Origin of the sequence: Enterococcus sp. AZ095b, assembly GCF_051714725.1 — a bacterium.
GTDB lineage: Bacteria > Bacillota > Bacilli > Lactobacillales > Enterococcaceae > Enterococcus_B > Enterococcus_B pernyi.
On record NZ_JBIOSL010000001.1, the window covers coordinates 278,591 to 301,710 of the forward strand.

General features: G+C 38.4%; 21 protein-coding genes and 1 pseudogene. 20 read left to right on the plus strand and 2 right to left on the minus strand.

Going from position 1 to position 23,120, the window contains the following annotated elements:
* The first annotated feature begins 249 nt into the window (after positions 1 to 249).
* The 15 genes and pseudogenes from rlmH (at position 250) to IGJ99_RS01420 (ending at position 13,153) form a co-directional block, all read left to right on the plus strand.
* Positions 250 to 729, plus strand: coding sequence for a 23S rRNA (pseudouridine(1915)-N(3))-methyltransferase RlmH (gene rlmH, locus IGJ99_RS01350; RefSeq protein WP_010736523.1), 480 nt, complete (start codon positions 250 to 252; stop codon positions 727 to 729).
* Between the two features lie 355 nt (positions 730 to 1,084).
* Positions 1,085 to 1,480, plus strand: a complete 396-nt coding sequence (locus tag IGJ99_RS01355; protein ID WP_224434434.1) for a hypothetical protein — start codon at positions 1,085 to 1,087, stop codon at positions 1,478 to 1,480.
* Positions 1,410 to 2,717 carry a hypothetical protein gene (locus IGJ99_RS01360; RefSeq protein ID WP_349521008.1) on the plus strand — a complete coding sequence of 436 codons (1,308 nt, stop codon included), beginning with the start codon at positions 1,410 to 1,412 and terminating at the stop codon, positions 2,715 to 2,717. The genes IGJ99_RS01355 and IGJ99_RS01360 overlap by 71 nt, the downstream gene beginning before the upstream one ends.
* Positions 2,714 to 3,310, plus strand: a complete 597-nt coding sequence (locus IGJ99_RS01365; protein WP_438770469.1) for a hypothetical protein — start codon at positions 2,714 to 2,716, stop codon at positions 3,308 to 3,310. The genes IGJ99_RS01360 and IGJ99_RS01365 overlap by 4 nt, the downstream gene beginning before the upstream one ends.
* Positions 3,300 to 3,638 (plus strand): DUF4176 domain-containing protein, encoded by a 339-nt coding sequence (locus tag IGJ99_RS01370; protein ID WP_224434436.1) that lies wholly within the window; start codon positions 3,300 to 3,302, stop codon positions 3,636 to 3,638. The genes IGJ99_RS01365 and IGJ99_RS01370 overlap by 11 nt, the downstream gene beginning before the upstream one ends.
* 227 nt (positions 3,639 to 3,865) lie before the next feature.
* Positions 3,866 to 4,432 carry a hypothetical protein gene (locus tag IGJ99_RS01375; RefSeq protein ID WP_254679146.1) on the plus strand — a complete coding sequence of 189 codons (567 nt, stop codon included), beginning with the start codon at positions 3,866 to 3,868 and terminating at the stop codon, positions 4,430 to 4,432.
* Positions 4,433 to 4,924: 492 nt separating this feature from the next.
* Complete coding sequence (gene sstT / locus IGJ99_RS01380; RefSeq protein WP_438770472.1) at positions 4,925 to 6,160, plus strand: serine/threonine transporter SstT; 1,236 nt, start codon at positions 4,925 to 4,927, stop codon at positions 6,158 to 6,160.
* 23 nt (positions 6,161 to 6,183) lie between these two features.
* Positions 6,184 to 6,396, plus strand: a pseudogene (locus tag IGJ99_RS01385) (hypothetical protein); the annotation flags it as partial.
* Positions 6,397 to 6,587: 191 nt separating this feature from the next.
* Positions 6,588 to 7,232, plus strand: coding sequence for a DUF998 domain-containing protein (locus IGJ99_RS01390; protein ID WP_438770473.1), 645 nt, complete (start codon positions 6,588 to 6,590; stop codon positions 7,230 to 7,232).
* 276 nt (positions 7,233 to 7,508) lie between these two features.
* Entirely contained in the window at positions 7,509 to 9,590 is a 2,082-nt protein-coding gene (locus IGJ99_RS01395) for a BglG family transcription antiterminator (RefSeq protein ID WP_062805823.1), read from the plus strand.
* An 18-nt stretch (positions 9,591 to 9,608) separates the two neighbouring features.
* Entirely contained in the window at positions 9,609 to 9,911 is a 303-nt protein-coding gene (locus IGJ99_RS01400) for a PTS sugar transporter subunit IIB (protein ID WP_010736508.1), read from the plus strand.
* Between the two features lie 25 nt (positions 9,912 to 9,936).
* Positions 9,937 to 11,226, plus strand: coding sequence for a PTS sugar transporter subunit IIC (locus tag IGJ99_RS01405; protein WP_023518995.1), 1,290 nt, complete (start codon positions 9,937 to 9,939; stop codon positions 11,224 to 11,226).
* A gap of 19 nt (positions 11,227 to 11,245) precedes the next feature.
* Positions 11,246 to 11,638: a tetratricopeptide repeat protein gene (locus tag IGJ99_RS01410; protein WP_169058418.1), complete on the plus strand. Its 393-nt coding sequence runs from the start codon at positions 11,246 to 11,248 to the stop codon at positions 11,636 to 11,638.
* Positions 11,639 to 11,661: 23 nt separating this feature from the next.
* Positions 11,662 to 12,531 carry a class II fructose-bisphosphate aldolase gene (locus tag IGJ99_RS01415; RefSeq protein WP_224434439.1) on the plus strand — a complete coding sequence of 290 codons (870 nt, stop codon included), beginning with the start codon at positions 11,662 to 11,664 and terminating at the stop codon, positions 12,529 to 12,531.
* 1 nt (position 12,532) lies between these two features.
* Entirely contained in the window at positions 12,533 to 13,153 is a 621-nt protein-coding gene (locus tag IGJ99_RS01420; RefSeq protein ID WP_041684352.1) for an AAA family ATPase, read from the plus strand.
* A 120-nt stretch (positions 13,154 to 13,273) separates the two neighbouring features.
* Here the strand turns inward: IGJ99_RS01420 and IGJ99_RS01425 are convergent, their stop codons facing one another.
* Together IGJ99_RS01425 and IGJ99_RS01430 are read right to left on the minus strand one after the other, a co-directional pair.
* Complete coding sequence (locus IGJ99_RS01425; RefSeq protein ID WP_438770475.1) at positions 13,274 to 14,098, minus strand: alpha/beta hydrolase; 825 nt, start codon at positions 14,096 to 14,098, stop codon at positions 13,274 to 13,276.
* Positions 14,070 to 15,665, minus strand: a complete 1,596-nt coding sequence (locus IGJ99_RS01430; protein ID WP_224434441.1) for a PucR family transcriptional regulator — start codon at positions 15,663 to 15,665, stop codon at positions 14,070 to 14,072. Before IGJ99_RS01430 ends, IGJ99_RS01425 begins: the two co-directional genes overlap by 29 nt.
* 121 nt (positions 15,666 to 15,786) lie before the next feature.
* Between IGJ99_RS01430 and fdrA the strand changes: the two genes are divergently transcribed.
* Genes fdrA through IGJ99_RS01455 form a run of 5 tightly spaced genes read left to right on the plus strand, consistent with a single transcriptional unit; the run spans position 15,787 to position 23,062 of the window.
* Positions 15,787 to 18,798: a DUF1116 domain-containing protein gene (gene fdrA / locus IGJ99_RS01435; RefSeq protein WP_224434442.1), complete on the plus strand. Its 3,012-nt coding sequence runs from the start codon at positions 15,787 to 15,789 to the stop codon at positions 18,796 to 18,798.
* On the plus strand, positions 18,791 to 19,666 hold the full coding sequence (locus IGJ99_RS01440; RefSeq protein WP_010736500.1) for a DUF2877 domain-containing protein: 876 nt from the start codon (positions 18,791 to 18,793) through the stop codon (positions 19,664 to 19,666). Before fdrA ends, IGJ99_RS01440 begins: the two co-directional genes overlap by 8 nt.
* On the plus strand, positions 19,636 to 20,880 hold the full coding sequence (locus IGJ99_RS01445) for an MFS transporter (RefSeq protein WP_023519001.1): 1,245 nt from the start codon (positions 19,636 to 19,638) through the stop codon (positions 20,878 to 20,880). The genes IGJ99_RS01440 and IGJ99_RS01445 overlap by 31 nt, the downstream gene beginning before the upstream one ends.
* A 22-nt stretch (positions 20,881 to 20,902) precedes the next feature.
* Positions 20,903 to 21,841 (plus strand): carbamate kinase, encoded by a 939-nt coding sequence (gene arcC / locus IGJ99_RS01450; RefSeq protein ID WP_062805817.1) that lies wholly within the window; start codon positions 20,903 to 20,905, stop codon positions 21,839 to 21,841.
* 6 nt (positions 21,842 to 21,847) lie between these two features.
* Positions 21,848 to 23,062: a dicarboxylate/amino acid:cation symporter gene (locus tag IGJ99_RS01455; protein WP_010736497.1), complete on the plus strand. Its 1,215-nt coding sequence runs from the start codon at positions 21,848 to 21,850 to the stop codon at positions 23,060 to 23,062.
* Positions 23,063 to 23,120: the final 58 nt, after the last annotated feature.

Here is a 23,120-nt window from a genome sequence, read left to right on the forward strand (position 1 = left end):
TGCGTATAATTGTCCATAAAAGTTATCAACAACTTGTGGGAAAAGTGGAAAAATCTGTGCGAAACATATGTTTGCTTAAGAAATACTTATGAAACAAGTAATAAAACCACGATAAACTGTGGATAAACCTGTGGAAGATGTGTATAACTATGTGGGAAAACTTTTTTAAATCACTTTCTTGAATAAGCATCCTCAATTATAATAAGGAAGGAATAAATCGACATGGAAGAATGAGGAAAGGAAATAATTATGAATATAAAAATCATCTCAGTAGGAAAATTAAAAGAGAAATATCTGATTCAAGGAAGCAATGAGTACGTTAAGCGACTTAAAGCCTACGGGAAAATCGAACTAATAGAAGTACCTGACGAAAAAGCACCAGAAAATCTTAGCGAAGCTCAAATGCGCCAAGTCAAAGAAAAAGAAGGCGAGCGTATACTCGCAAAAATCAAAGATCATGAATTTGTCTACGCTTTAGCGATCCAAGGCGAAAATCCTACTAGTGAAGCCTTTGCAAAGCAAATTGATCAATTAGGCATCCAAGGAAAAAGCCAGCTCGTCTTTGTCATCGGTGGCTCGTTAGGATTAAGCGATGACGTCATGCAACGCAGCAATGCCCAAATCTCTTTCGGCAAAATGACCTACCCCCATCAACTGATGCGCCTGATCCTCGTTGAACAAATTTATCGCGCATTTCGGATCAATACTGGGGCTCCGTACCACAAATGAAATAATTATCCATATCAAGATCGACTGTCAATAAATGGCGGTCTTTTTTTGTTATTTTAACGATTATGAGACTAAAACGATGTTTAATGATATATTTTGTTTTTTCAATTGATTATTATATTAAAATGGAAATATGTCGAAGGTGTAAAATTAATTTTATCAGTTATTTTATTTGATCAAAGGGCTCATTTTTTTATGAAATAATAAAAATCGCTTTAATCGTTTTAAATATGAAAATAATTCAGATAAAATGCGTATTTAGTTTAAGAAGACCAGTATCTAAAGAGCAAAGCTATCGTTTAGGAAAAAGAATGTTGCAAGAAATCAACCATCAAATATCTAAGAAGGTGAACGAATGTCAATAGACAATGAAATGATCTATGAGAATCAAAAAGAAATTTGGAAAGTGGAACAGCAACAAGACGAATTAGTAAATGGGAAACGTAGGTTAGAAAACCAGCTCCTTCAATTAGAAAAAGAACTTCAAAGAGATTTTCGCCAATTATCTGAATTGAATCATGAAGATATCCAACAAGGTATGACCAATGCAATTTGGATGCAGAAGGAGTATGAAGCAAAGCAACAAACATTTCAACAACAATTTCATCAGGCACATGAAGAACTTGATTTTTCGTACAGGAAAACTTTACAAGGATTAGAAGTAGAAAGAGAAGAGTTGTTTGCAGAAAGGAGAACATTTGAGTGGGGAATCATCAGAATTTATGTCAGCGTTAAAGAAGAAGTTAGCTAGTAGTAAAGAAACGATCAATCAACTAAAGAGAGGAAGTCAAAAAGTCGTGTCAGCTGTTAACGGAAACGAATTATCTGGTGCAGCATATACAGCAGGAAAAGGATTATTTAGTGAATTGATCATTCCGACAATTACACGAACAACGAATGCGATTGAAAAAATTGAACAGGAGCTACAAAGGTATAAAGTCTCGGATCAGATTGTAGCAATGGAAGGATACTTGGATGAGAACAAACTGAACCAGCAACTGGCGACGACGCGAGTTATGAAAGTATCAGTAGACACGACTTCTGCTTTTGTTCAGTCCAAAGCACAAAGTAATCCGTTCGTCGGCATTCTCGAAACATTGCTAAATGTCCAACGATATCTAGAACGTATGTCAGAGAGCTTTCAACAAGATATTGATCAATTACAAAATAAGCTAAAAAAATTACATAATTTCAATTCTCAAACTAGTGGATTATTCAGTCATAGTTTGGATGAATTGAAACTGGCAATGCAGGGTGTATTAGTGTTAAAGAATACGAGAGTGAGGACAGATGGTTCATATTTGTTACCCGAGGGGATAAATAAAAAGTGGTTTACTGAGGTTGGAACTGATAATAAGGTGAAGCAAATATTGGAGAAATTGACTGAGAAGATAGACTATGCCCATTCTATAGGGAACACTACATTAAGTGTCATCAAAGAATATGGTAAAGCAACTAAAGTAAAAGCAATAAGACTTGGGTCTAAGTCAGTTTCTAATTATTCGTTCTCTCGTACAACTAGGTACGCTAAAACATTAGAGAGTGTTAGTGATGATTTATTAGATTCAGTGGAAATTGTAAGAAGTAATAATATGTGGAAAGGTATAGGGATTGCTGGTACGATTGCAGTTATAGCTTTTGATTATGATACTCAAATGAGTAAATATAATGATATTGAAAGAGCAACTAGAAATACAGTTGCATATACGATAATAGATGCTAGTGGCAAAGTTATGGGGGCTTATATTGGGGGCATTCTTGGAACCTTGATACTAATACCTGGTGCAGGATCCGTACTAGGCGCAGTTATTGGAGCTGGTATTGGGAGTTTTGGAGAGCATGTATATGATTGGATTGAAACGGGGAAAGCTAAAAAAGCTTTTGATAATATTGGAAAAACTATTTCTTTAGGAATAAACAGTTTGAAAAACGATGTTGGTAAAGTCTTTGCCGGTTTTGGGCAATCATTAGGGAGTATATTCGGATGAAAAAGAAGAAGATTATTCCACTTTTGAAAATATCAGGAAATTCATCAATATATTTTGATTTTGAAAAGAGCACTCCATATGTACAACATTTTAAAGGGGCTTATACGGAAACAGCAGGAAAAAGCTACTCTAAAAGTAGAACTTTTTGGACAAGTCAAGTTCTTATGGTAGGAATGGTGACGTTTGGAACCATTTTAGATAGATTACTTATTTTTCCAGTTTTAGTTAGTTTACTTCTTGTGTGGTGTCTAGGATATGTGTTAGCACACGTTTTTATAGGAATAATGATAACTAATTCATTGGGAGAAAAAGAATATAGAAATTTTTCTCCCAATGAAATTCAAGGAGTTGTATCTAACTCACCAAAGTTTTGGATATTGTTGTTTGTCGAGTTTTTATTGACTATAGGAATACTCTTTGTTTCTATTATTTCGATTTTTGAACATATGCTAAAAGGTGAAGATTTTATAGAACTTTTATTTGGTGTGTTTAGTTTAGCAAGTTTAAGAAAAATAGTACCGCCTATTTTAGGAATTAAAGCAGGGGGAATACTAAAAAAACAAATAAAGGAAGGAAAATTTCATGATCAATAAACATATTTTACCATTAGGAAGTGTAGTGCGATTAAAAGGCGGAGATATCAAACTTATTATTGTTGGACGGGCACAGCTTTTTAATAATGAAGGAGCGATTGGTTATTTTGACTATTCTGCTTTAGGTTATCCGCAAGGTGTAATAGCGGAATCCAATTTTGCATTTTTTAATGATAAAGATATAAAGAAAGTCTTATTTGAAGGATATCGAGATGAGCAAGAAGTAGCGTTTGCTAATTCTTACGAAGAAAACATAAAAAACATACCTTATCCTAAATTAGTGATTGAAAGAGAGATTGAAGAGGAACCAGAAACTTTTGGGTTTTAAAAATTTAGTTATTAATATGGAATAACAGAAATAAAATACTATAGAACTGTTTTGAAACTAATTAAGTAATAGCTTATAGTGCTAAATTTTTCAGAATCAACTGAGAAACTTGAAGGAGGCTTTAGAGGATAGGAAACAACTGTGCCCAAGAGATTAAAAGAATTAATAGCAGATATTATTTACTGGAATTAAATGATAGATTGTACATTGTTGATTATTTTAAGTTAATGAGGCTGAGAAACTTTTTTCCGTTTAGTACCTTTTACAACAACGCTCCGAAAGAAAGTTGGACTGCATATAAAGTAACTGGATCAGCAGAAATTTTTGAAGGTAAAAAAACACCTGAAATACAATTTTATGTTCCTGAATCTTATGGGATTTTCAGTGTTTTTGTAATTAGTCCTTTTCTTATATTTTTGGGCTATCTTGAATCAATATATTTAGCTCTATTGATTGCTAGTCTTCTTAGTACATATGGAATAATATCAACCTGTCGACTATTACATAACAATAAGAAAGTGAAAGAACTAGTTAAAGATACGACAATTGTACAGTTAGTACTTGTTGAAAATAAAAGGTCAAAAATCTATGTTGTTCAGAGTAATTTTTTTTCATGTGTATATGGTATATTTGTAGGCTACCTATTTATATCAGCAATTTTATCAGGTGACTTTTGGGAGGTTATTTTTGTTTTGTTAGTATCACCTACAACTTCATTAATATTTGGAAAAATCATATCAAATTTTAGAGAAGTCCCAGATGTATCTTCTAAATATCAAATTGAAAAAAGATAAAAATCACATGAAAGATTATCAATTGAAATGATTGTACATTTAAAACCATTATTCTAATCTATTACGGGAATAAACAGAAGAACGTTTGAAAAGAAAGAATATGACTACTAGAATTTCCAAAATTTAAGTTTATATAGAATGTGTATTTATTTTTTAGTCCACCTTTAAGTATTTAGGAACATAGGTGCTGTATCTTTGAGTATCTATCAAGAAATCCTACCAAATAAAGAAAAATTAGGAAATCATTCATTGTTCCATAGGAATCTTGTAATAATTATTTGATAAGGTATCATCGTGGGGGATTGAGAAAGAGGATTCGTAATTTATGCCTAAGATTACAATGATGTTTTTTATTTTTCCAAATCAAAATCGTTCGTTATTTTTTTAAGGGACACATAGATATGCGGAATAATAAGAATTTTCTGAAAATTACTCTTTTGTTTCTCTCATGAAGATGTTAAAATGGTTGTTAAACTATAAAGGGGTGATTGTTTGTTAGAGAAATTCTTGGACATGTCGTTAGTTCAACGTATTGGTTGCGGTATTTTAATTGGTATAATAGTAGGTATTTTTTTACCGACCTGGGGATTTATTGCTTTATTAGGAACGTTGTTCGTTAGTTGTTTAAAAGCGATTGCGCCGCTGTTAGTGTTTTTCTTGACTGCAGCTTCAATTGCAAAACATAAAATGGGGAATGAGACATTTGTAAAACCGATTTTAGGATTGTATTTAGGGGGGACTTTTTTCGCGGCTTTTGTGGCGGTGATCACTAGTTCGATTTTTACGGTACCGATCACTCTGCAGGAAACTGCTTCGGAACAAGCGCCTCAAAATATTGGGACTGTTTTATCAACGATGCTGACCAATGTCACTCAAAATCCGATTCAAGCAATTATTGACTCTAATTATTTAGGTGTGCTATTTTGGGCGGTATTACTAGGATTGGCATTGCGGACACGTACGGAAGCAACGAAAGAAGTTATCGATCAGATTTCGGTCGCATTGTCACAGGTGGTTCAATTGATTATTTCTTTCGCTCCGATCGGTATTTTGGGGTTAGTCTATGAATCAATTGCAACGACTGGTCTTTCTGGACTGACCGAGTATCTCCAATTAGTTCTTGTGTTAGTAGGTACGATGCTCTTTGTTGCTTTGATCATCTATCCATTACTTACTTTTTTGTTTATCAAAGAAAATCCCTATCCATTAATTTTCTTTTGTTTAAAAGAAAGTGCAATCTCTGCTTTCTTTACGCGTAGTTCTGCGGCGAACATTCCGATCAATATGATGTTGGCAGAAAAACTGAAATTAACAAAAGAATCTTATGCCATTTCGATTCCATTAGGAGCAACGATCAATATGGGGGGAGCAGCAGTGACGATCACAGTGATGACGTTAACGACTGTTCAGGCACTAGGTATCGAAGCTTCTTTTGGCTTGAAATTGATTTTAAGCATCTTGGCGGCTTTAGCTGCTTGTGGTGCATCTGGAGTAGCTGGGGGTTCATTACTATTGATTCCTTTGGCTTGTAGCTTATTTGGCATCTCAAATGATATTGCGATGCAAGTGGTAGGAATCGGGTTTATTATTGGGGTCATCCAAGACTCAGTTGAGACAGCTCTAAATTCTTCCAGTGACTTACTATTTACCGCAATTGGTGAACTAGGTGCTAGAAAAAGAAATGGCGAGGATGTTTCGATCAAAAGTCGTTTGAGTGAATTGCAATAGAGGAATCTTTCTATCGTCATTTGTTAACAGGGCTATCACAAAAGGTCGGGCCTTCTTCTACGGTGATTGGAGGGACCATTCTCAATACGATCATCGTAGAAGTTTGTGAACAGTTGATTTCTGAGGGAGTGAAACACCCACCGATTTTTTATTCTGCCAATATAGACGGTGGCGATCAATTGAATGCTGAATTATTTGAAACGTACAAAGAGGTCATTCATTATCCATTCACTTAAACTAGCTCGTCGTGAACCATTGATTTTAAAATGATAACTTTTTTGAGAATATAGTTAATAAGCTCTATCAAAGCAAAAAATCCATTGATTTTAAACCACTGAATGTGACAGAATCAATAGGATTTTTTGTTTTGCAATTAAATTGAAAATGTTATTCTGTATATAAGAATAAAAGTGTTTTGGAGGAGTACATGGTTTTTTTACGACGTTATGGGCTTTATTTTTTATTTCTAGGAGTGTTGAGTGATTTTTCAACACCTTATATTTTGGGCTTGTTCTATCCAGGTTTAGATCAATTAAGGCTGCCAATCAGTGTATTCGGTGACGTCACAAGTCCAGTGAGAACATTCTTTCTTGTTTGTTCTGTTTTTTCAGGCATCTTTTTTAGCTTATCCTTACCTGCGCTGTATTCTTCGTTTGAAAAAGTATCTACTCATTTAGCGAAATTGTTGGTTGTTTCACTAGGTTTCTATGCGATAGGCGATTGCCTTTTTACAGGATTGTTTAGTCTTAACACCCAAGCTACTTCGTGGGATTTCTCAACGTGGGTACATAATGTTGGTTCTAGTTTAGGTTATAGTGGCTTTCTTTTATTTCCGGTTTTTGCTTTATTGCTCTATCGAAAAGAAGCGAATCAACCAATCAGTCGAGTGTATATCGTTTTTATCAGCTTGAGTCTGCTGAGTGCGATGATTTACGGACTGGCAAGGATCCAAGTGCTGAATCACCTTCCACTATTAGATAAACTAGGTTTTTGTCAAAGATTGAGTTACTTCTTCAATTATTTAACGATCATATCAGTAGGTACCAACCAACTAAAACGAGTGACAAAATAGCTGTTTGGGTGAGCGAAATGGTTATTTCTAAACAATCGAATAAGCGAGCTTCCTGAAGAGGATTTTTTCGAGAAATGAGCCGCGCAAGCCAAAAATAGGAGAGACTATTTTCGACTTGTGCGGCTCATTTCTCGAAAGTAGGTACTTCTGCTACTTTCTTGCTTGAAAAATTAGTACAGGCTTTCTTACTTTTCTGCCAACTTAATTGGCAGAAATCTCTACTTTTTATTTTGGAAGCGCAAACATATACTTGGTTCAGAAAGGAAAATCAATCATATGAAAACGAGAACGATTGAGTTACTTCAAAGATTTAGAGCATATCATTATCCAATCAAAGCGGAACAATTAGCGTTAGAGTATCAAGTCAGTCAACGAACGATTCGTCAAGATGTGCTGGATGTCAATAGTTGGTTGCGAGCCAATCAATTAGCAGAGATCCAAACGGTTCGTAAGCAAGGGTTTCTGTTGCGTTTAAGCGATGAGGAAGAAAAAAGACTGACAGAAGCATTGGTGACTTATCAAGAGGAGTTGTTGAATCGTGACGAGAGGACCTTTGATTTAGTGTTATCAATTGCTTATGAGCAACAGCCAGTTTATTTGAATCGTAAGGAAGAAGCATTCATGATCTCGAAAAGTACGATGGACGAAGATATGCGTCGTTTGCGAGCGGATTTGATCAAATACGGTATCGAAATCGTGAGTTTTGGCAGACAGGGATTGGTCTATAAAGGAGCGGAGCGCTCCATCCGCACGATGATTTATGACTTGATTAATAAAAATCTAGGGAGAATTGATTTTTCAGCAAGAAACGGTACGAAAATCACTGCGGCTCAAAGAATTTTCCAACAGTATTTTTCACCTTCGGAGATTGTAAAGCTCGAAGCCATCTATACAGATACTATGATCAGACAAGAAGATGATATCTACAAAAATCAACTGTTGCTGTTTACAATGATCTGGGTCCAGCGAGTCAGAAAGCATGAACTTATTTCAGCAATCAATTGGAAAAATAATAACGAAAAAAAAGACTGTTTCACTGATTTTATTGAAAAAGTCATCGTTGAGTTTCGCTTGACAGACGTTCCACCGGTTGAAAGAAACTACCTTCGTTTTACGATTGAGACATTCAGTTCAAAAGATATCAGTAATTCGTTGGAATGGGTCCAAGCCCAACTGTTGACGATCCAACTGATCCAGTTCGTCGAGGAACAGACCCGTATCCCATTTCACTTAAAAGAAGAAATCCTGTGTGAAAATCTTTATAAACATATGACGGCTTTGATCATTCGCATCAAACATCGAATCCAAGTCACGAATCCTTTGAAAGAAAATATTCGGGCCAATTACCGCCCCATCTATGAAGCAGTTGAATTATTTGTCCCAACGATCGAGGAAGTCATTGGTGGAGAGATAATCGAAGATGAACTTGCTTTTCTAGTGATCCATTTTTCGACGATTGCTAGCACGATCAAACAGAATGTCATGTACATGTATAAATCAGTGGTGGTTTGTCACCATGGACTGGCAACAGGCAATCTATTAGCAGAAAATTTAAAAGAGAAGTTCCCACAAATTGAAGTTGTCGTGGTATTGAGTTCTAAAGAAGCGGAGTTGGTGGATAAGTTAGATGTCGACTTGATTTTCAGTACGTTCCAATTATCAGATCAGAACAAACCACTGCTTGTGTTGGAGCCTATTTTAACCGATGCGAATCGTCCGATCATTGCAGATTTTTTAAATGCTCACCAAAAGGTCCAACGACTGATTCCGACAGAGAGTGGGCAAACAGAATTGTTTACCGACGTCTTGCGGATCGTGGAAGAAAGTGGAGGCAAGATTGATCGGCCAATCTACACCAAATTAGAAACATTATTTGAGCAAAATCATTTAGAAATCAATAAAAGGGAGATCCAACCAATGCTAAAAGACATTTTGACAGATAATCATATATTGATCCAAGAACACGTAGACAATTGGCAAGAAGCGATTGAACGAGTGGCTAAACCATTGTTGAAAGAAAATATCGTTGAGTCAAGTTATGTTGATGCGATGGTCCGTGCAGTAGAAGAGTATGGCGCCTATATCGTTATTGGCAAGAATCTGGCATTAGCCCATGCCAGACCAGAAGATGGCGTCAATAAGTTAGGCGTGAGTGTCGCGACAATTCGTCAGCCAGTTGATTTTGGCAATGAAGAGATGGACCCAGTAAAAATCATTTTCTGCTTAGCAGCAGTAGATTCATATTCCCATTTAACCATCATGAAGGAGTTGATCGAGTTGATCAATGACGAAACGAAATTGACTCGTTTGATCGAAAGTCCAAATGTAGATTTATTTAAAAAACGACTATTTAAGTAGCTAAAAGGAGAGAGTGGAATGAACAAATTGAATATTTTATTTGTATGTGGCGCAGGACTAGGAAGTAGTTTTGCCGCTCAAATGTCAGCCGAGGATGTATTGAATAAATTAGGCGTAACAGCTAAGCTGGATCACTGCGATATCTCTTCGGCCGTTTCGATGAAGCCAGATGTGATCATTACCGCAGAGAATTTTCGTTCACAATTTGAAAAATTTACCATTGATCCGACAACAGCCATGATTTACTTGAAAAATATCGTCTCAAAAGTTGAGATCGAAGAGAAGTTAACACCAGTTTTACAAAGTAAGGGAGCTATCTAATCAAGAAAAAATAGGGGGAGAAAATATGGGCGTTATCAATTTTATTATCGAAAATATTTTGACTCAAGCATCGATCACGATTGCCTTGATTGCGATGCTAGGCCTGATCCTGCAAAAGAAATCAACGGGTCAAATTATTTCGGGTACATTGAAAACATTGCTAGGATTTCAAGTTTTAAGTGCGGGTTCGAGTATCATCGTCGGTAGTTTGACATATTTTGGGCAAATTTTTACCGAAGGGTTCCAAATGGAAGGAATCATCCCGTCAATTGAAGCAATCAATGGTCAAGCAATGAATGAACTTGGTCTAGGTAGAGATATCGCGTTAACCTTTTTAGCTATTTTTATCTTTAATATCTTACTTGCCCGTTTTACGAAGTGGAAATATATCTTCTTGACTGGTCAAGCAATCTTATGGATGGCGACGATGACCACTGTATTTGGGTACTTCGCTGGGTTACGTGGGTTTGTCTTGATTTTAGTTGGTGGTTTCATTGGGGCAGTGTTTGCTATTGCGATGCCAGCGATGGCGCAACCAATCATACGTAAGGTCACCGGTTCAAACGATATTGCTTTAGGGCATTTTTGTACGATCGGCTATTTATTTGAGGCTGGGGTAGCAAAAATCTTTGGTGAAAGAGGCGAGAACAAGAAATCGATTGAAGACATTAAATTGCCTGCTCACTTTGAATTTTTACAAGATACGTATTTATCAGTCATGGTGGTGATGGTGCCACTTTATATCGTGACTGTGTTGTTTGCAGGAGAGACGTTTGCGGCTGAGCTATCAGGAGGTCAAAACTATATCATGTTTGCCTTTTTACAAGCCATCCAGTTTGTTGTTGGTGTATACGTATTACTTTCAGGGGTACGTTTATTACTAGGCGAAATCGTTCCAGCGTTTCGTGGGATTGCGATGAAACTAGTTCCTGATGCGATTCCAGCGTTAGATTGTCCGGTGTTCTTCCCTTATAGTCCCAATGCAGTGATTTTAGGGTTTATCACAACAACGATCGGTACGGTCATTGCGATGTTTACGTTGCCGATGTTTGGATTAGCGATGATTCTGCCAGGGATGTTGACGAATTTCTTTGCTGGGGGGACAGCGGGTATTTTTGGTAATGCAGTTGGGGGACGACGAGGAGCAATCATTGGTGGAATCGCTCATGGCTTCTTTATTACCTTGTTGCCAGCATTATTAGTAACGATTTTCAATTCAATGGGATTTGTTAGTGCGACAGCGACAGATGTCGATACAGTAGTGGTAGCGCTACTGTACGCTTGGATCTTAAGTCCGATTTTAAAAGCATTCTAATGTGAAAGTAGGGAGCATAATGTTTGGTTTTTTGAAAAAGAAAAAAGAGCAACCTGAAGTAATACAGACGCTTTCCATCGAAGAAAAAGAAGAACTTCAAACAACGATCGAACGACTAAAGAAAGATATCGACCAGACAGAAGAAACAGACCAACGAGCGGTTCTTTTTGAACAAGTAGGACTAAAGCTCGCTGAGTTAGGGGATAACGATCAGGCAATCGAACACCTTGAGAAAAGTTTATCACTGAAGAAAAGTATCAATGATGGGTACAAGAAGTTGATGTCTTTATATAATGCAAAAAGAGCAGAAGCTGCACGAGCTGGGGACGATCAAGGAATTGATCATTATATGGGGAAAATGGACGAGATGCGACAAATTGCTAAACAACTTACGATTACAGGGAATAAATAAGAATAAAGGTGGCTATAAAAAAAATGTATACGACATTAAAAGAGGTAACAAAAACAGCAGAAGCTTTGAATTTTACCGTGGGCGCATTCAACACGCATAACTTAGAGATGTTGCCAGAAATGTTACGAGCAGCCAAAGAAATGGGTGCGCCGATCATTATCCAAACAAGTGTGGATACGGCGAAATATATTGGGATGAATGTCTTAGTCAATGTAGTGAAAACGATTGCTGAAGAAGAAATGGTGGACGCTGTTCTTCATCTGGATCATGCGCGTGATTTCTCTGATATCAAGCAAGCAATCGATAGCGGTTATACTTCAGTAATGTATGATGGTTCCCATCTACCTTTTAAAGAAAATATCTTGAAAACAAAAGCAGTCGTTGAATACGCCCATGCTCGTGGTGTCTCAGTAGAAGGGGAGCTAGGAACGATTGGTGGGACGGAAGAAGGAATCCATGTGGCAGAAGATGATAAAGTGTATACGAAACCCGAAGATGCGGTAGAATTCGTAGCAGCAACTGGAGTAGACGCATTAGCAATTGCTATTGGAACAAATCATGGACAATTCAAATCAAAAACAGAAGTCAATCTAACACTCCTGAAAGAAATCGACGCAGTAGTCGATGTTCCCTTGGTCATCCACGGCGGTACTGGAGTGAAAGAGGAAGATTATCCAGAGTTGATCAACCATGGAATACGTAAATTCAATGTTGGGACAGAGCTACTTGTCAACTGGACGAAAACAGCAAAAGAAAGCTTTGGGGAAACAGAAGTCAGCCGATCATTACGCCACAACGTGATTCCAGCCAACGAAGTAGTAAAGGCAATCATCAAACATAAAATCGGCCTGTTTTTGAACACAGGAAGTGAGATCTATGCAGGAAAGAGCTAAAATGAAAAAATATTTGTTTCTTTTGGCAGGAAGTCCTGGGACAGGAAAAACTTATTTGATGGAACGACTATTCGAACGGTTTCCAACGATGTATCGTCTTACCTTAGATGAAGTTAAAGAGTATTACGCTGAATCAATTGGATTCGATAATTTAGCTGAACGAGCAGAGCAAGAAAAAAACAAGGTGTATCCATTCTTTTATCAAGCGTTGGAACTGTACATGGAAGCAGGGAAGAAAGTGATTGTTTCAGAGTATCCTTTCAGTGACAAACAAAAAGGACCATTAGGAGCGTTATCAAAAAAATATGGATATGAAGTGATCACGATTCGCTTGCACGCAGACTTTGATGTACTATGGCAACGACGTTATAAAAGAGATCGTGATCCTGAACGTCATTTGAGTTATATCATGGACCATTATCATTATGGGGATACGTTGGACGACCGATCGTTAGGAACCAATCATATCACCAAAGAAGAATTTAGAGCTGTTATAAATGATCGAAAGTATGAACACTTTGAACTTGGAACGCTTTATACATTCGATGTGACTGATTTCACCAAAGTGGATTATACGCCACTGTTAAACGAGTTAGAGTGGCGAGTGGCGAATGACCAATAAAAAATAATATCTAGTTGATTGATTCAAGTTTTGAATGAATCGTAAAAAGTGAAAGCCTATCCTCCTATTTATCGAGAGATAGGCTTTTTCATTTTTATTACTAGATTTCTGTGCCATATGTCAAAGTGACTCTTTGGTGGATAACCAATCTGATAATTCCTTTAAGACTGTTTGGACTTGGGGCTCGTTTATTTGTTTCAAAAAGTCATGTTCTAAATAATAAACAGGTTTGAATCGACTATTCGGGATCTGTTTGCTTATCCTTTTACTTGAAGCAAAAGGTACTTCTTGGTCTGAGGTGCTGGCGGTACTATAGCAAGGAGGAAAAACTGCAAGTTCTGTTTCACTAATGGCATAATCCGACCAATCCAGTGATTTCGGTAAGCGATAGTAATCGGCTAAGATTCCTTGTTGTCGTCCATAGTAATAAAGTAAGGCGCGACCCATCAGTGGATCGTCTGCCGTGGGTGTTTGTTGATCAATGTCTATAAGCATTTCTTCTGTTAATGTGTGTGTGGTGGGAGTGGTTTGTTTCTTCAGAAATTCAAAATCAGCATAGCCATAAAAATTGATTAGGAAATTGGGTGAAAGCCCTCGATCCACACACAAATATTTGGTTAGGTGGAACATCAAATAACTTCCGGCAGAACGCCCGCAAATACCAAAGGGGTGTTCATGAATGATTGTCTTTTTTAAGGCATCAAAGCTTTCATTTAGTTTTGCAATGATTTCTGTTACAGATGTATTTGGTGCCAACAGGTAATCAAGAGCTAGCAGAGTGTAGCCATGAGCTAAAAAGAGATCTTTTAGCCTATTGGGTATGTCACCTTTTGATCCGTAAATCAATCCGCCACCATGCAAATAAAGGATATATTTCGGTGTATCACTCTGAGCAGGATAAATGGTTACTGTAATGTCATCGAGTAGTTGTTTGGTTTCTTTCATTTGCCTGTCTCCTCATTTTGATAATATAGGCGCCAATCTCATGATTGATCATTTGTAACGGATTTGTTAAATCAATTGATAGATAATTGGAAATTTTGTGGAGACGATAACGAATCGTTTTAGCATGTAAAAACATTGCTTCTGCTGTTTGTTTGTAGTTCCGATTGTGTTGTAAAAAACAATAAAAAGTTTCAAATAAGTCATAGTCTGTTTGAGCCAACTGCACCAATTTTAGAGGGATTGCTTCTTGCAATGTTGCTATCTGATTTTCTCGAATAAAATGTTTGAATATGCCGATATCTTCGGATGTCACAACAGGACCATTGTAAAATGAGGTATTGAAATTCAAAATATCCAAACATTCAAACAACAATTCCTTGATTTCCTGTCGTGGTTTTGCTTGGCTGATGGCAAATGTTACTTGTTGATTTTCTGCGAGTATTTCTACCATCAGACGTGAAATCTGATCTTTAGTGATAGGCCCTTCCGATTGAGCAAAGTTGAATAAAACAGCTGAATATTGATGTTGGTCAAAGAAAATCGCCTCTTTTTTCAGTGTCCGTAAAAGTGTAAGGATGCGATTTTTCATTAATTGCGTTTGCATCTCTTTAGTTGAAAAGACGATTGTCTGGTAAGTATCTTTTGACTGCATATGCGCTTCTTGTAGCAAGCTATCTAGTTCTTCAGGATTTCGTGGTGTATTTTGTAAAATCGCATCAGCTAAATTATTTAAACGAGTATAGCGTTCTTTTTTCAATAGGCTTTCTGTATTGAATTTTTCTTGCAAGGCGTCAATGGCATTTTCGATAATGACTAGGTCGGTTTCTTTGATTTGTTGGTTGTTCAGATAAACAAGCAATAAGCAATTGAGAGAATAGTTATTGAAAATCGCAATCTCTAATGCATAGCGTTTTTTCGAGTCTGTTTGAGCATAAAGTGTCAGTAAAGAATAATCGTTTTTCATGAAATCTGTTTGTGGTAGCGATTCACGTGAGAGTACGATGGCATCGGTTGGAATCATCCCTTCGCAAATTTCGATTTCTTTATCAAGCAATTTTAAGGAAAAAGGAAGTTCGATGATTTGATAAAACTCTTGCATGATCGTTTCTAAAGAAGAAAACTGTTTTTCTAGACGGTTGAATCTTTGGCGTGCTTCATAGTAGGTTCGTAAAGTATGGGCATGTGCATTGAGTAACGGCTCATAAATCGTTAATAAAATTTTTTCATAGCTGATCTCTTGACTAATTTTGATCAATGGGATTTCATATTTGAAGCATAACTCAATAAACCATTCGGGGATCACCTTGATAAAACGATCGGTTTTTAACACAAGACCGCTGATCCCGATTTGACACATCTTGATGAAAAAATCTTCCAGTTCTTTTTCTGACAAGTCGTTCAATGCATAAAACGAGGTCAGGATCAGCTGATTTTGTTTGCTCCAATTTTCGATATCAATGGCTTCTAAGACCATTGCAGTTTCGACTTCATTATCTAAACCAATCTCATTCGTTAGAATCTTCCCTTTTTTTAGTTCACCTAGCAATAATAACTCCCTTAATTTCATCATATTCTCCTTTTTTCCTTTTATGGATAAAAAGTATAGCATTCTTTTAGAAATGCGTCCGATGAAAACACTTTCTTAATCTTCTACAATGACAGTGTAAGAATGAATAAGGAGGGGCATTATGTTAGAAACGGTTGTTTTACCAAATAATTATCAAGATTCCATCAACTTGATGCTATTGACTAATCAAATCAATTCGCTTGAGGAAGTCAACATGAGCCAGATCATGATGGGAACGGATGCTAATAAAGATATTTTGAATAACACGTCACTTTTAACAGAAAAGGCACAAACTGCGTCTGCGAACGATTTAATGATCGTGGTAGAGAGTGAGGATGAATCAATCATGGAAAAGGTACTGCCAATGATTGATGATTTTTTAGCGGATCTATCAGCAAAAGAGACAGCACAACCGAATAAATCAGTGACCACGTGGAAAGAAGCATTGAAACAATTACCAGATGCAAATGTCGCCTTGTTTAGTATTCCGGGGGAATACGGCGCAGCAGAAATGGCACGTGCGTTGAAGAATAATCTGCATGTTTTTTCATTTACGGATAATATTGCGATCGAAGATGAAGTCCGTCTGAAAAAACTAGCGCATGAAAAAGGATTATTGATGATGGGGCCAGATTGTGGGACAGGTATTTTATCGAGTATCCCAATTGCTTTTACGAATGTTGTCGCACCTGGAAATATTGGCGTAGTTGGTGCATCTGGTACGGGTATCCAAGAAGTGACGACAATCATTGATCGTCTAGGTGGAGGTGTGGTTCATGCCATTGGTACCGGTGGTCGTGACTTGAGCGACAAGGTGGGAGCAATAACGGTCAAAGATGCAATCGTGGCACTTGAAAACCATGAACCAACAGATGTGATCTGTGTGATTTCTAAGCCACCTGCAAAAGAGGTACGTGACGAGGTAGTGCAATTATTGCAGAGTATTTCAAAACCAGTCGTCGCTATATTTTTAGGAGAAAAACCAACGAATCACGAAGGAAAAGTCTATCTGGCACACACGTTAGAGGAAACTGCCCGTATCGCTGTGGATTTAGCAAACGAAGCAACAGTGAAAAAAAATTACTTTGAAGCACTAGAACAGCCGGGTGTCTTGACGCTTGCTAAAGAAAAAGTCGTCAAAGGGCTATATTCTGGAGGAACGCTCGCAGCTGAAGCAGGCATGCTGATTTCAGAAGCATTAGATTTAGGTGGTCTGGTCAAAGAAGATGGGTATATCTTGAAATCTCAAGGGTATGAAGTGATTGATTTAGGAGATGATCGTTATACACAAGGTAAACCACATCCAATGATCGATCCGGAAGTCCGGATCCATAAAATAGAAGAGTACGCCAAGGAAGAAGAAACTGGCGTCATCTTATTTGATATTGTTTTAGGATATGGTGCCCATGAAGACATGGTGGGTGCATTGTTACCAACGATCCAATCTGTGCAGTCAGAAGCGGAAAAAGCAGGACGTGAACTTTATTTCGTGGCGACAGTGTGTGGGACGAAGAATGATCCACAAGACTACCAAAAATCAGTGGAACGTTTGAAAGAAGCAGGTGTTTTTGTCGCAGAGAGTAATGCTAAAGCGGTTCAACTGGCGTTGTTGTTAAAAGGCATCAGATTGTCTGAAGCAGATAAAGAAGTCTTAGCATATGATGGAAAAACAGTTTCTGTACCACAACCGAGTGAGCAAGTCATGGAGTTGTTGACGACGAAACCGCGTGTAGTGAATGTCGGTTTGAAAAGCTTCAACGAATCGATTGTCACCTATGGTGGACAAACAGTCCAGTTGGATTGGCGGCCTCGCGCGAGCGGTAACAAGAAAATGATCAAAATTTTAGATGCGTTGGAAGAGCATCAGGAGCAAATTGATGAGGAAAATCAGAAAGTGACAGAAAAAATCAAGAACGCACAGCCGTTTCTGGTCGATGTGGTCCCTGCAAAAACGGTGATTCCTGAATTAAATGATCCAAAGCAAAAAACACTATTGCATGCAGGCCCGCCAATCACTTGGGAGGCGATGACCGGACCGATGCGAGGCGCGTGTCTAGGTGCAGCGTTATTCGAACGTTGGGCAGAAAACGAAGAAGAAGCATTAGCACTTTTTGAAGCAAATAAAGTGCGATTCATTCCTTGTCATCATGTACAAGCAGTAGGACCGATGGGAGGGATCACTTCTGGTGATATGCCGGTCTTCATTGTTGAAAACCGGAAAGAAGGCAATCAAGCCTTCTGTATCTTGAATGAAGGTATCGGTAAGGTATTACGTTTTGGTGCGTATTCCCAAGAAGTCGTTGATCGCTTAGATTGGATCAAAGAAGTACTAGGACCAACAATCCATCAAGCATTGGCATTCACCGAGGAAGGATTGAATCTAAATGTTTTGATCGCCCGGTCGATTACGATGGGGGATGAATTCCATCAAAGAAATATTGCTGCTTCTTTGAATTTCCTGAAAGAGATCGCTCCATTGATCATTCAAACGGAGATTCCTGAAGAACAAAAATATGATGTAATCAAGTTCTTAGCAGATACGGATCAATTTTTCTTGAATATCATGATGGCTACGGGAAAAGCAATCGTCGATGGTGCGCGCCAAGGGACTAAAGGAACAATCGTGACAACGATGACACGTAATGGTGTCGATTTTGGTGTCCGAATCGCAGAAACAGGCGATACATGGCATCTAGCGCCTGTAAATACACCAAAGGGCTTGTACTTTACAGGATTCAATGAAGAAGATGGTAATCCCGATATTGGCGATAGTGCTATCACTGAAACTGTCGGTGTAGGTGGAATGGCCATGGTCGCAGCACCAGGTGTGACCCGTTTTGTTGGTGCAGGTGGTTTTGAAGATGCGTTAGCAACCTCAAATGAAATGGCGAAAATCTGCGAAGGGCATAACCCAACGTTTTCGATACCAACTTGGGATTTTCAAGGAACTTGCTTAGGAATCGATATTCGCAAAGTGGTGGAAACAGCAATCACTCCTGTTATAAATACTGGGATCGCGCACAAAAATGCTGGAGTGGGGCAAATTGGCGCAGGTACAGTTCGGGCACCACTCGCTTGCTTTGAACAAGCCTTAGAGGCCTATGCTAAGGAGCTAGGGATCAACGTTGAGTAATCAAGAAATTCAAATGAGCGAGTATTTATCTCCACTTTTGCAATTTGGAAAAATAGGTGTGATCCACAGCGTATTTGAGCATTCCTTTAATGTTGAAATCAAGCAACAATTGATCAATATCGCCTGTTTTCATGACTATCTATCTAGTTTTGGTATCAATCTTCCTGAAGATCGATTTAACACACTTGCTTCGGCTCTTCAAACAGGAAATCGTGTAAAAATAAGTGATGATGTATTGACGATTTACAGTATTTCAAGTGTCAGACAAGTGACATTAAAACCGTGTCGGCTGGTTCCTCTCAACGTCTTCACGTTAGGGCTATCGAAAAAACAACTACTTTTATTGAAACCATTTTTGGCTGAAAAAAACTGGCAGACAAAAATCGGGTTACCGGTAGATAAACGTGCATCCACGCTGTTTGCTCGAATGGCACAACCAAACAGAGAGTGGACGACAACTGAATGGCAAGAAGTCGTTGGTTATCTTTTAGGCAGAGGCAAAGGGTTGACGCCTAGTGGTGATGACCTATTGATGGGTTATCAGCTTGTTTTAGGGACTGTTTCAGATCCCAGAGGAATCGCGCTAGCGGTTGCTCTGGGAGAAGCCCAAACGGCAACGACTGCAATCAGCCAAGCATATCTAACTTGTGCGACAAAGGGGTACGCCAATTCACTAGTGTATCAATTATTTTCAGACTTAGCACAAAACCAAGAGGAGAAAATAGAAGAACAGTTAGAGAAAATCATGAGAATTGGTCATTCTTCGGGAAAGGATCTAGCTTTTGGTATTTGGTTGGCGCTACAAGCAATCGAAGGAGAAGAAAGTGAGGGTGAAACATGGAAGCGAGTAAACAAAAACAAGCAGTAAGAGTCAGTGATACTTACTGGATCAAAGTAGTAGCAATCTTTTTTATTGGTTGGATCTTGATGTATGCCACACGAACGATTTTTAACCCGATCATGGGAGTGGTCGGGGAAGAATTCGGTTTAAGCAATACGCAATTAGGCTTAGCAAATAGTATCTTCTTTCTGACATATGCCATCGCTCAGATTCCTTTTGGGATCGTCGGAGACAAAATTGGACGAAAGTTAGTCATCACAGTGGGATTTTTACTTTTGGCAGTAGCGACATACTTCACCGGATTAGCCACGACGTTTATTTTATTCTTAGTGATTCGTGCCATCGCTGGGATCGGGCAAGGTGCTTACTACGGTCCACAGTTTGCCTTGTCGACAGAAGCGATTCCAAAGAGTAAACGGACGATTGGAAATGCCATCATTAATAGTGGTATGGCTTTTGGAACATCAGGCGGTTATCTTCTATCAAGTAAATTGGTCTTAGAAAACGGGGATGATTGGAGCAAGCCATTTTATCTGATGGCGATTCCTACATTGATTGTCGGCATTTTGTTTTATGTATTGTTGAAAGAAAAAGTGATCCGTCCGGGTGAAGAAGCAGAAGTGGAAGAAGGTCCAAAAGAAAAAATTTCTTTGAAGCAGATTTTTACAAATCGTAACTTAGTAGCAGCCTTTATTTTATGTTTTACCAGCATTTATGCTAATTTTGTGATTCTTACTTGGTTGCCGCAGTTTTTGATTGCAGAACGTGGATTTACTGGAGCGAGTGTTGGCTTTATTTCTTCTTTGGTCCCTTGGGCATCGATACCAGGCGCCTTACTCTTTGCACGGATCAATGATAAGACAGGAGCGACGAAGAAACTAGTCTTTGTTTTGGTTCCATTAGCAATCGTTTCGGTTTTTGCTATCGCTTTTGTTACCAATCGTACCTTATTGATCACAGTGCTGATTCTTTATGGATTGACTGGGAAATTAGCACTTGACCCGATCATGGTGACGTTTGTCACGAAACATGCACCAAGAGCAGCCTTAGGAACGACGTTAAGTGCGTATAATTTTATCGGGATGTCAGGATCGATTTTAGCTCCTTACGTTACTGGTTATTTAGCAGATACTTCAGGTTCGATGCAAGTTGGTTTTTACCTCTCTTGTGTCTTGTTGATCATCGGGTTGATTCTCTTTGCCCTATTGGCAAAAGAGGATCGTACACAAACGCTGAAGTAATAGAAAGAGGTGTAGGAAAGACATGGGATTAAATGTGATTGCTTTAGGTGGGAATGCTATTTTAGAAACTGATCCAACCGATAAAGGACAAAAAGCCATAGTCGAACAGGCGGCTGAAGCTATCGCAGCTTTTGTTGAACAAGGAGAACAAGTCATTCTTTGTCATGGCAATGGTCCGCAGGTTGGCAATTTATTATTGCAGCAACAAGCAGGAATAAGCGCAAAAAATCCTCCAATGAGCTTGGATACATGTGTCGCAATGACACAAGGAAGTATTGGCTATTGGTTACAACAAGCGTTAACCAATGCGTTTACGCAACATGGGATCACCCAACCGGTCGTTTCCATCGTGACACAAGTGTTAGTTGATCCGAATGATCCATCGTTTCAGAAGCCAACGAAACCGATTGGACCATTTTATACAGAAGAGGAGGCAAAAAAATCGGTACAAAAAAATGAAGGAACATACGTGGAAGATGCAGGACGTGGTTATCGTAAAGTCGTTGCATCTCCTCAACCAAAAGAAATTGTGGAAAAAGAAGCACTTCAAGCGTTAGTAGCAGCTAATGTTGTCACGATTTGTGCAGGTGGAGGTGGTATCCCAGTAATTGAATCATCTGGGCTTTATCAAGGCGTGGAAGCGGTCAATGATAAAGATTTCTCAGCAGCCGTATTGGCAGACGCTGTGGGTGCCGATCGTTTGATCATTTTAACTGGTGTCGAGCATATCTATATCAACTATGGAAAACCAGAAGAACAAGCCTTAGAGACGATGACTCCCGAAGAAGCAAAAGAATACGTAGCTGGTGGTCATTTTGCAGCTGGAAGTATGTTGCCAAAAGTAGAGGCAGCGGTCCGTTTTGTTGCAAGTGATCCAAAACGTCAAGCAGTCATTACTTCCATTGAAAAATTGAACCATTTGACTGAAGGTGCGGGAACAGTGATCCAACAAACGAGGTAACGAGTGATGAAAAAAAATGCCATGATCATTCAAATTAGCCTTGCATTGGCTTTAGGTATTTTGGTAGGGATGTTCTGGCCAATGAGTGCGTCTGTGTTAAAACCGATTGGCGAAGTATTTTTACGACTGATGCAGATGGCGATCCCATTATTGATTCTTGGTCAGATCATTCAAGCTTTAGGTAGTATTGATTTGAAGGAATTAGCAAGTATTGGGACACGCACCTTGCTCATCTTTGGGATTTCCTCCTTATTGGCAGCTTTATGGGGTGTGTTATTGGCTGTTTTGTTTACGCCTGGATCTGGCATGGAACATATAGAGCGATTAAGTCCTACGATCGAGGCGCAAGAGCTGTCGATCCAAGAAACGTTTCTCCAGTTTGTGCCTAAAAATATTTTTGAATCCCTTACGCAAGGTTCGATTATCCAAATCATTGTTTTCGCGATTTTTTTTGGCCTAGCCTTGAATCAATATGGACAAAAACAGCCCCAATCGAAGTTGTTTCAACTAATCATTGATTTTAACGAAGTGATTATCCAAGTCATCAAATATGTGATGCATTTTGCCCCTATTGGGATATTTGCCTTGGTGAGTAGCAGTATCAGCCAATTAGGCGCACAAGTCATTCTGCCAATGGTAAAATATCTACTGGTGTATAGCTTAGCTACAGTATTGTTCTTACTGGGATGGTTAGTTGTTGTCAGTATATACGGCCGATTACATCCGTTAAAATTGATCATGAATATGAAGAATATGTCGATCATGGCACTTGCAACGACTTCTTCAGCCATCACTTTACCAATCGAATTAGAAGAAACACAACATAAATTAGGGTTGAGTAAGCGAATCAGTCACTTAGTCTTACCATTAGGAATGTCATTGAACAGTAATGGCTCAGCAATGCACATGGCACTGACGGTGATCACGATCGCCCAGATGTACCAAGTAGAGTTTCGATGGACGACCATGGTCTATCTTGCGATTTTAGCCACTTTTATTTCTTTAGCCAATGCGGTAGTTCCTGGTGCGGGGCTCGTTTCTTTAGCCATCATCGTGCCGCAAATGGGGTTACCTATTGAAAGTATTGCCATTTTTGGCGGTGTTGAATGGTTGGTAGGGATGTTGCGTACGATTTTGAATGTCAATTCTGATGTGTATTCAGCAATCCTCGTGGCGAAATCAGTCGATGAAATCGATTATGAGATTTTTAGCCGTGGCTAAATGAATAAAAAGAAAGGGGTTGCAATTTTAAAAAATACTTGTTATAGTAAATGTAAAT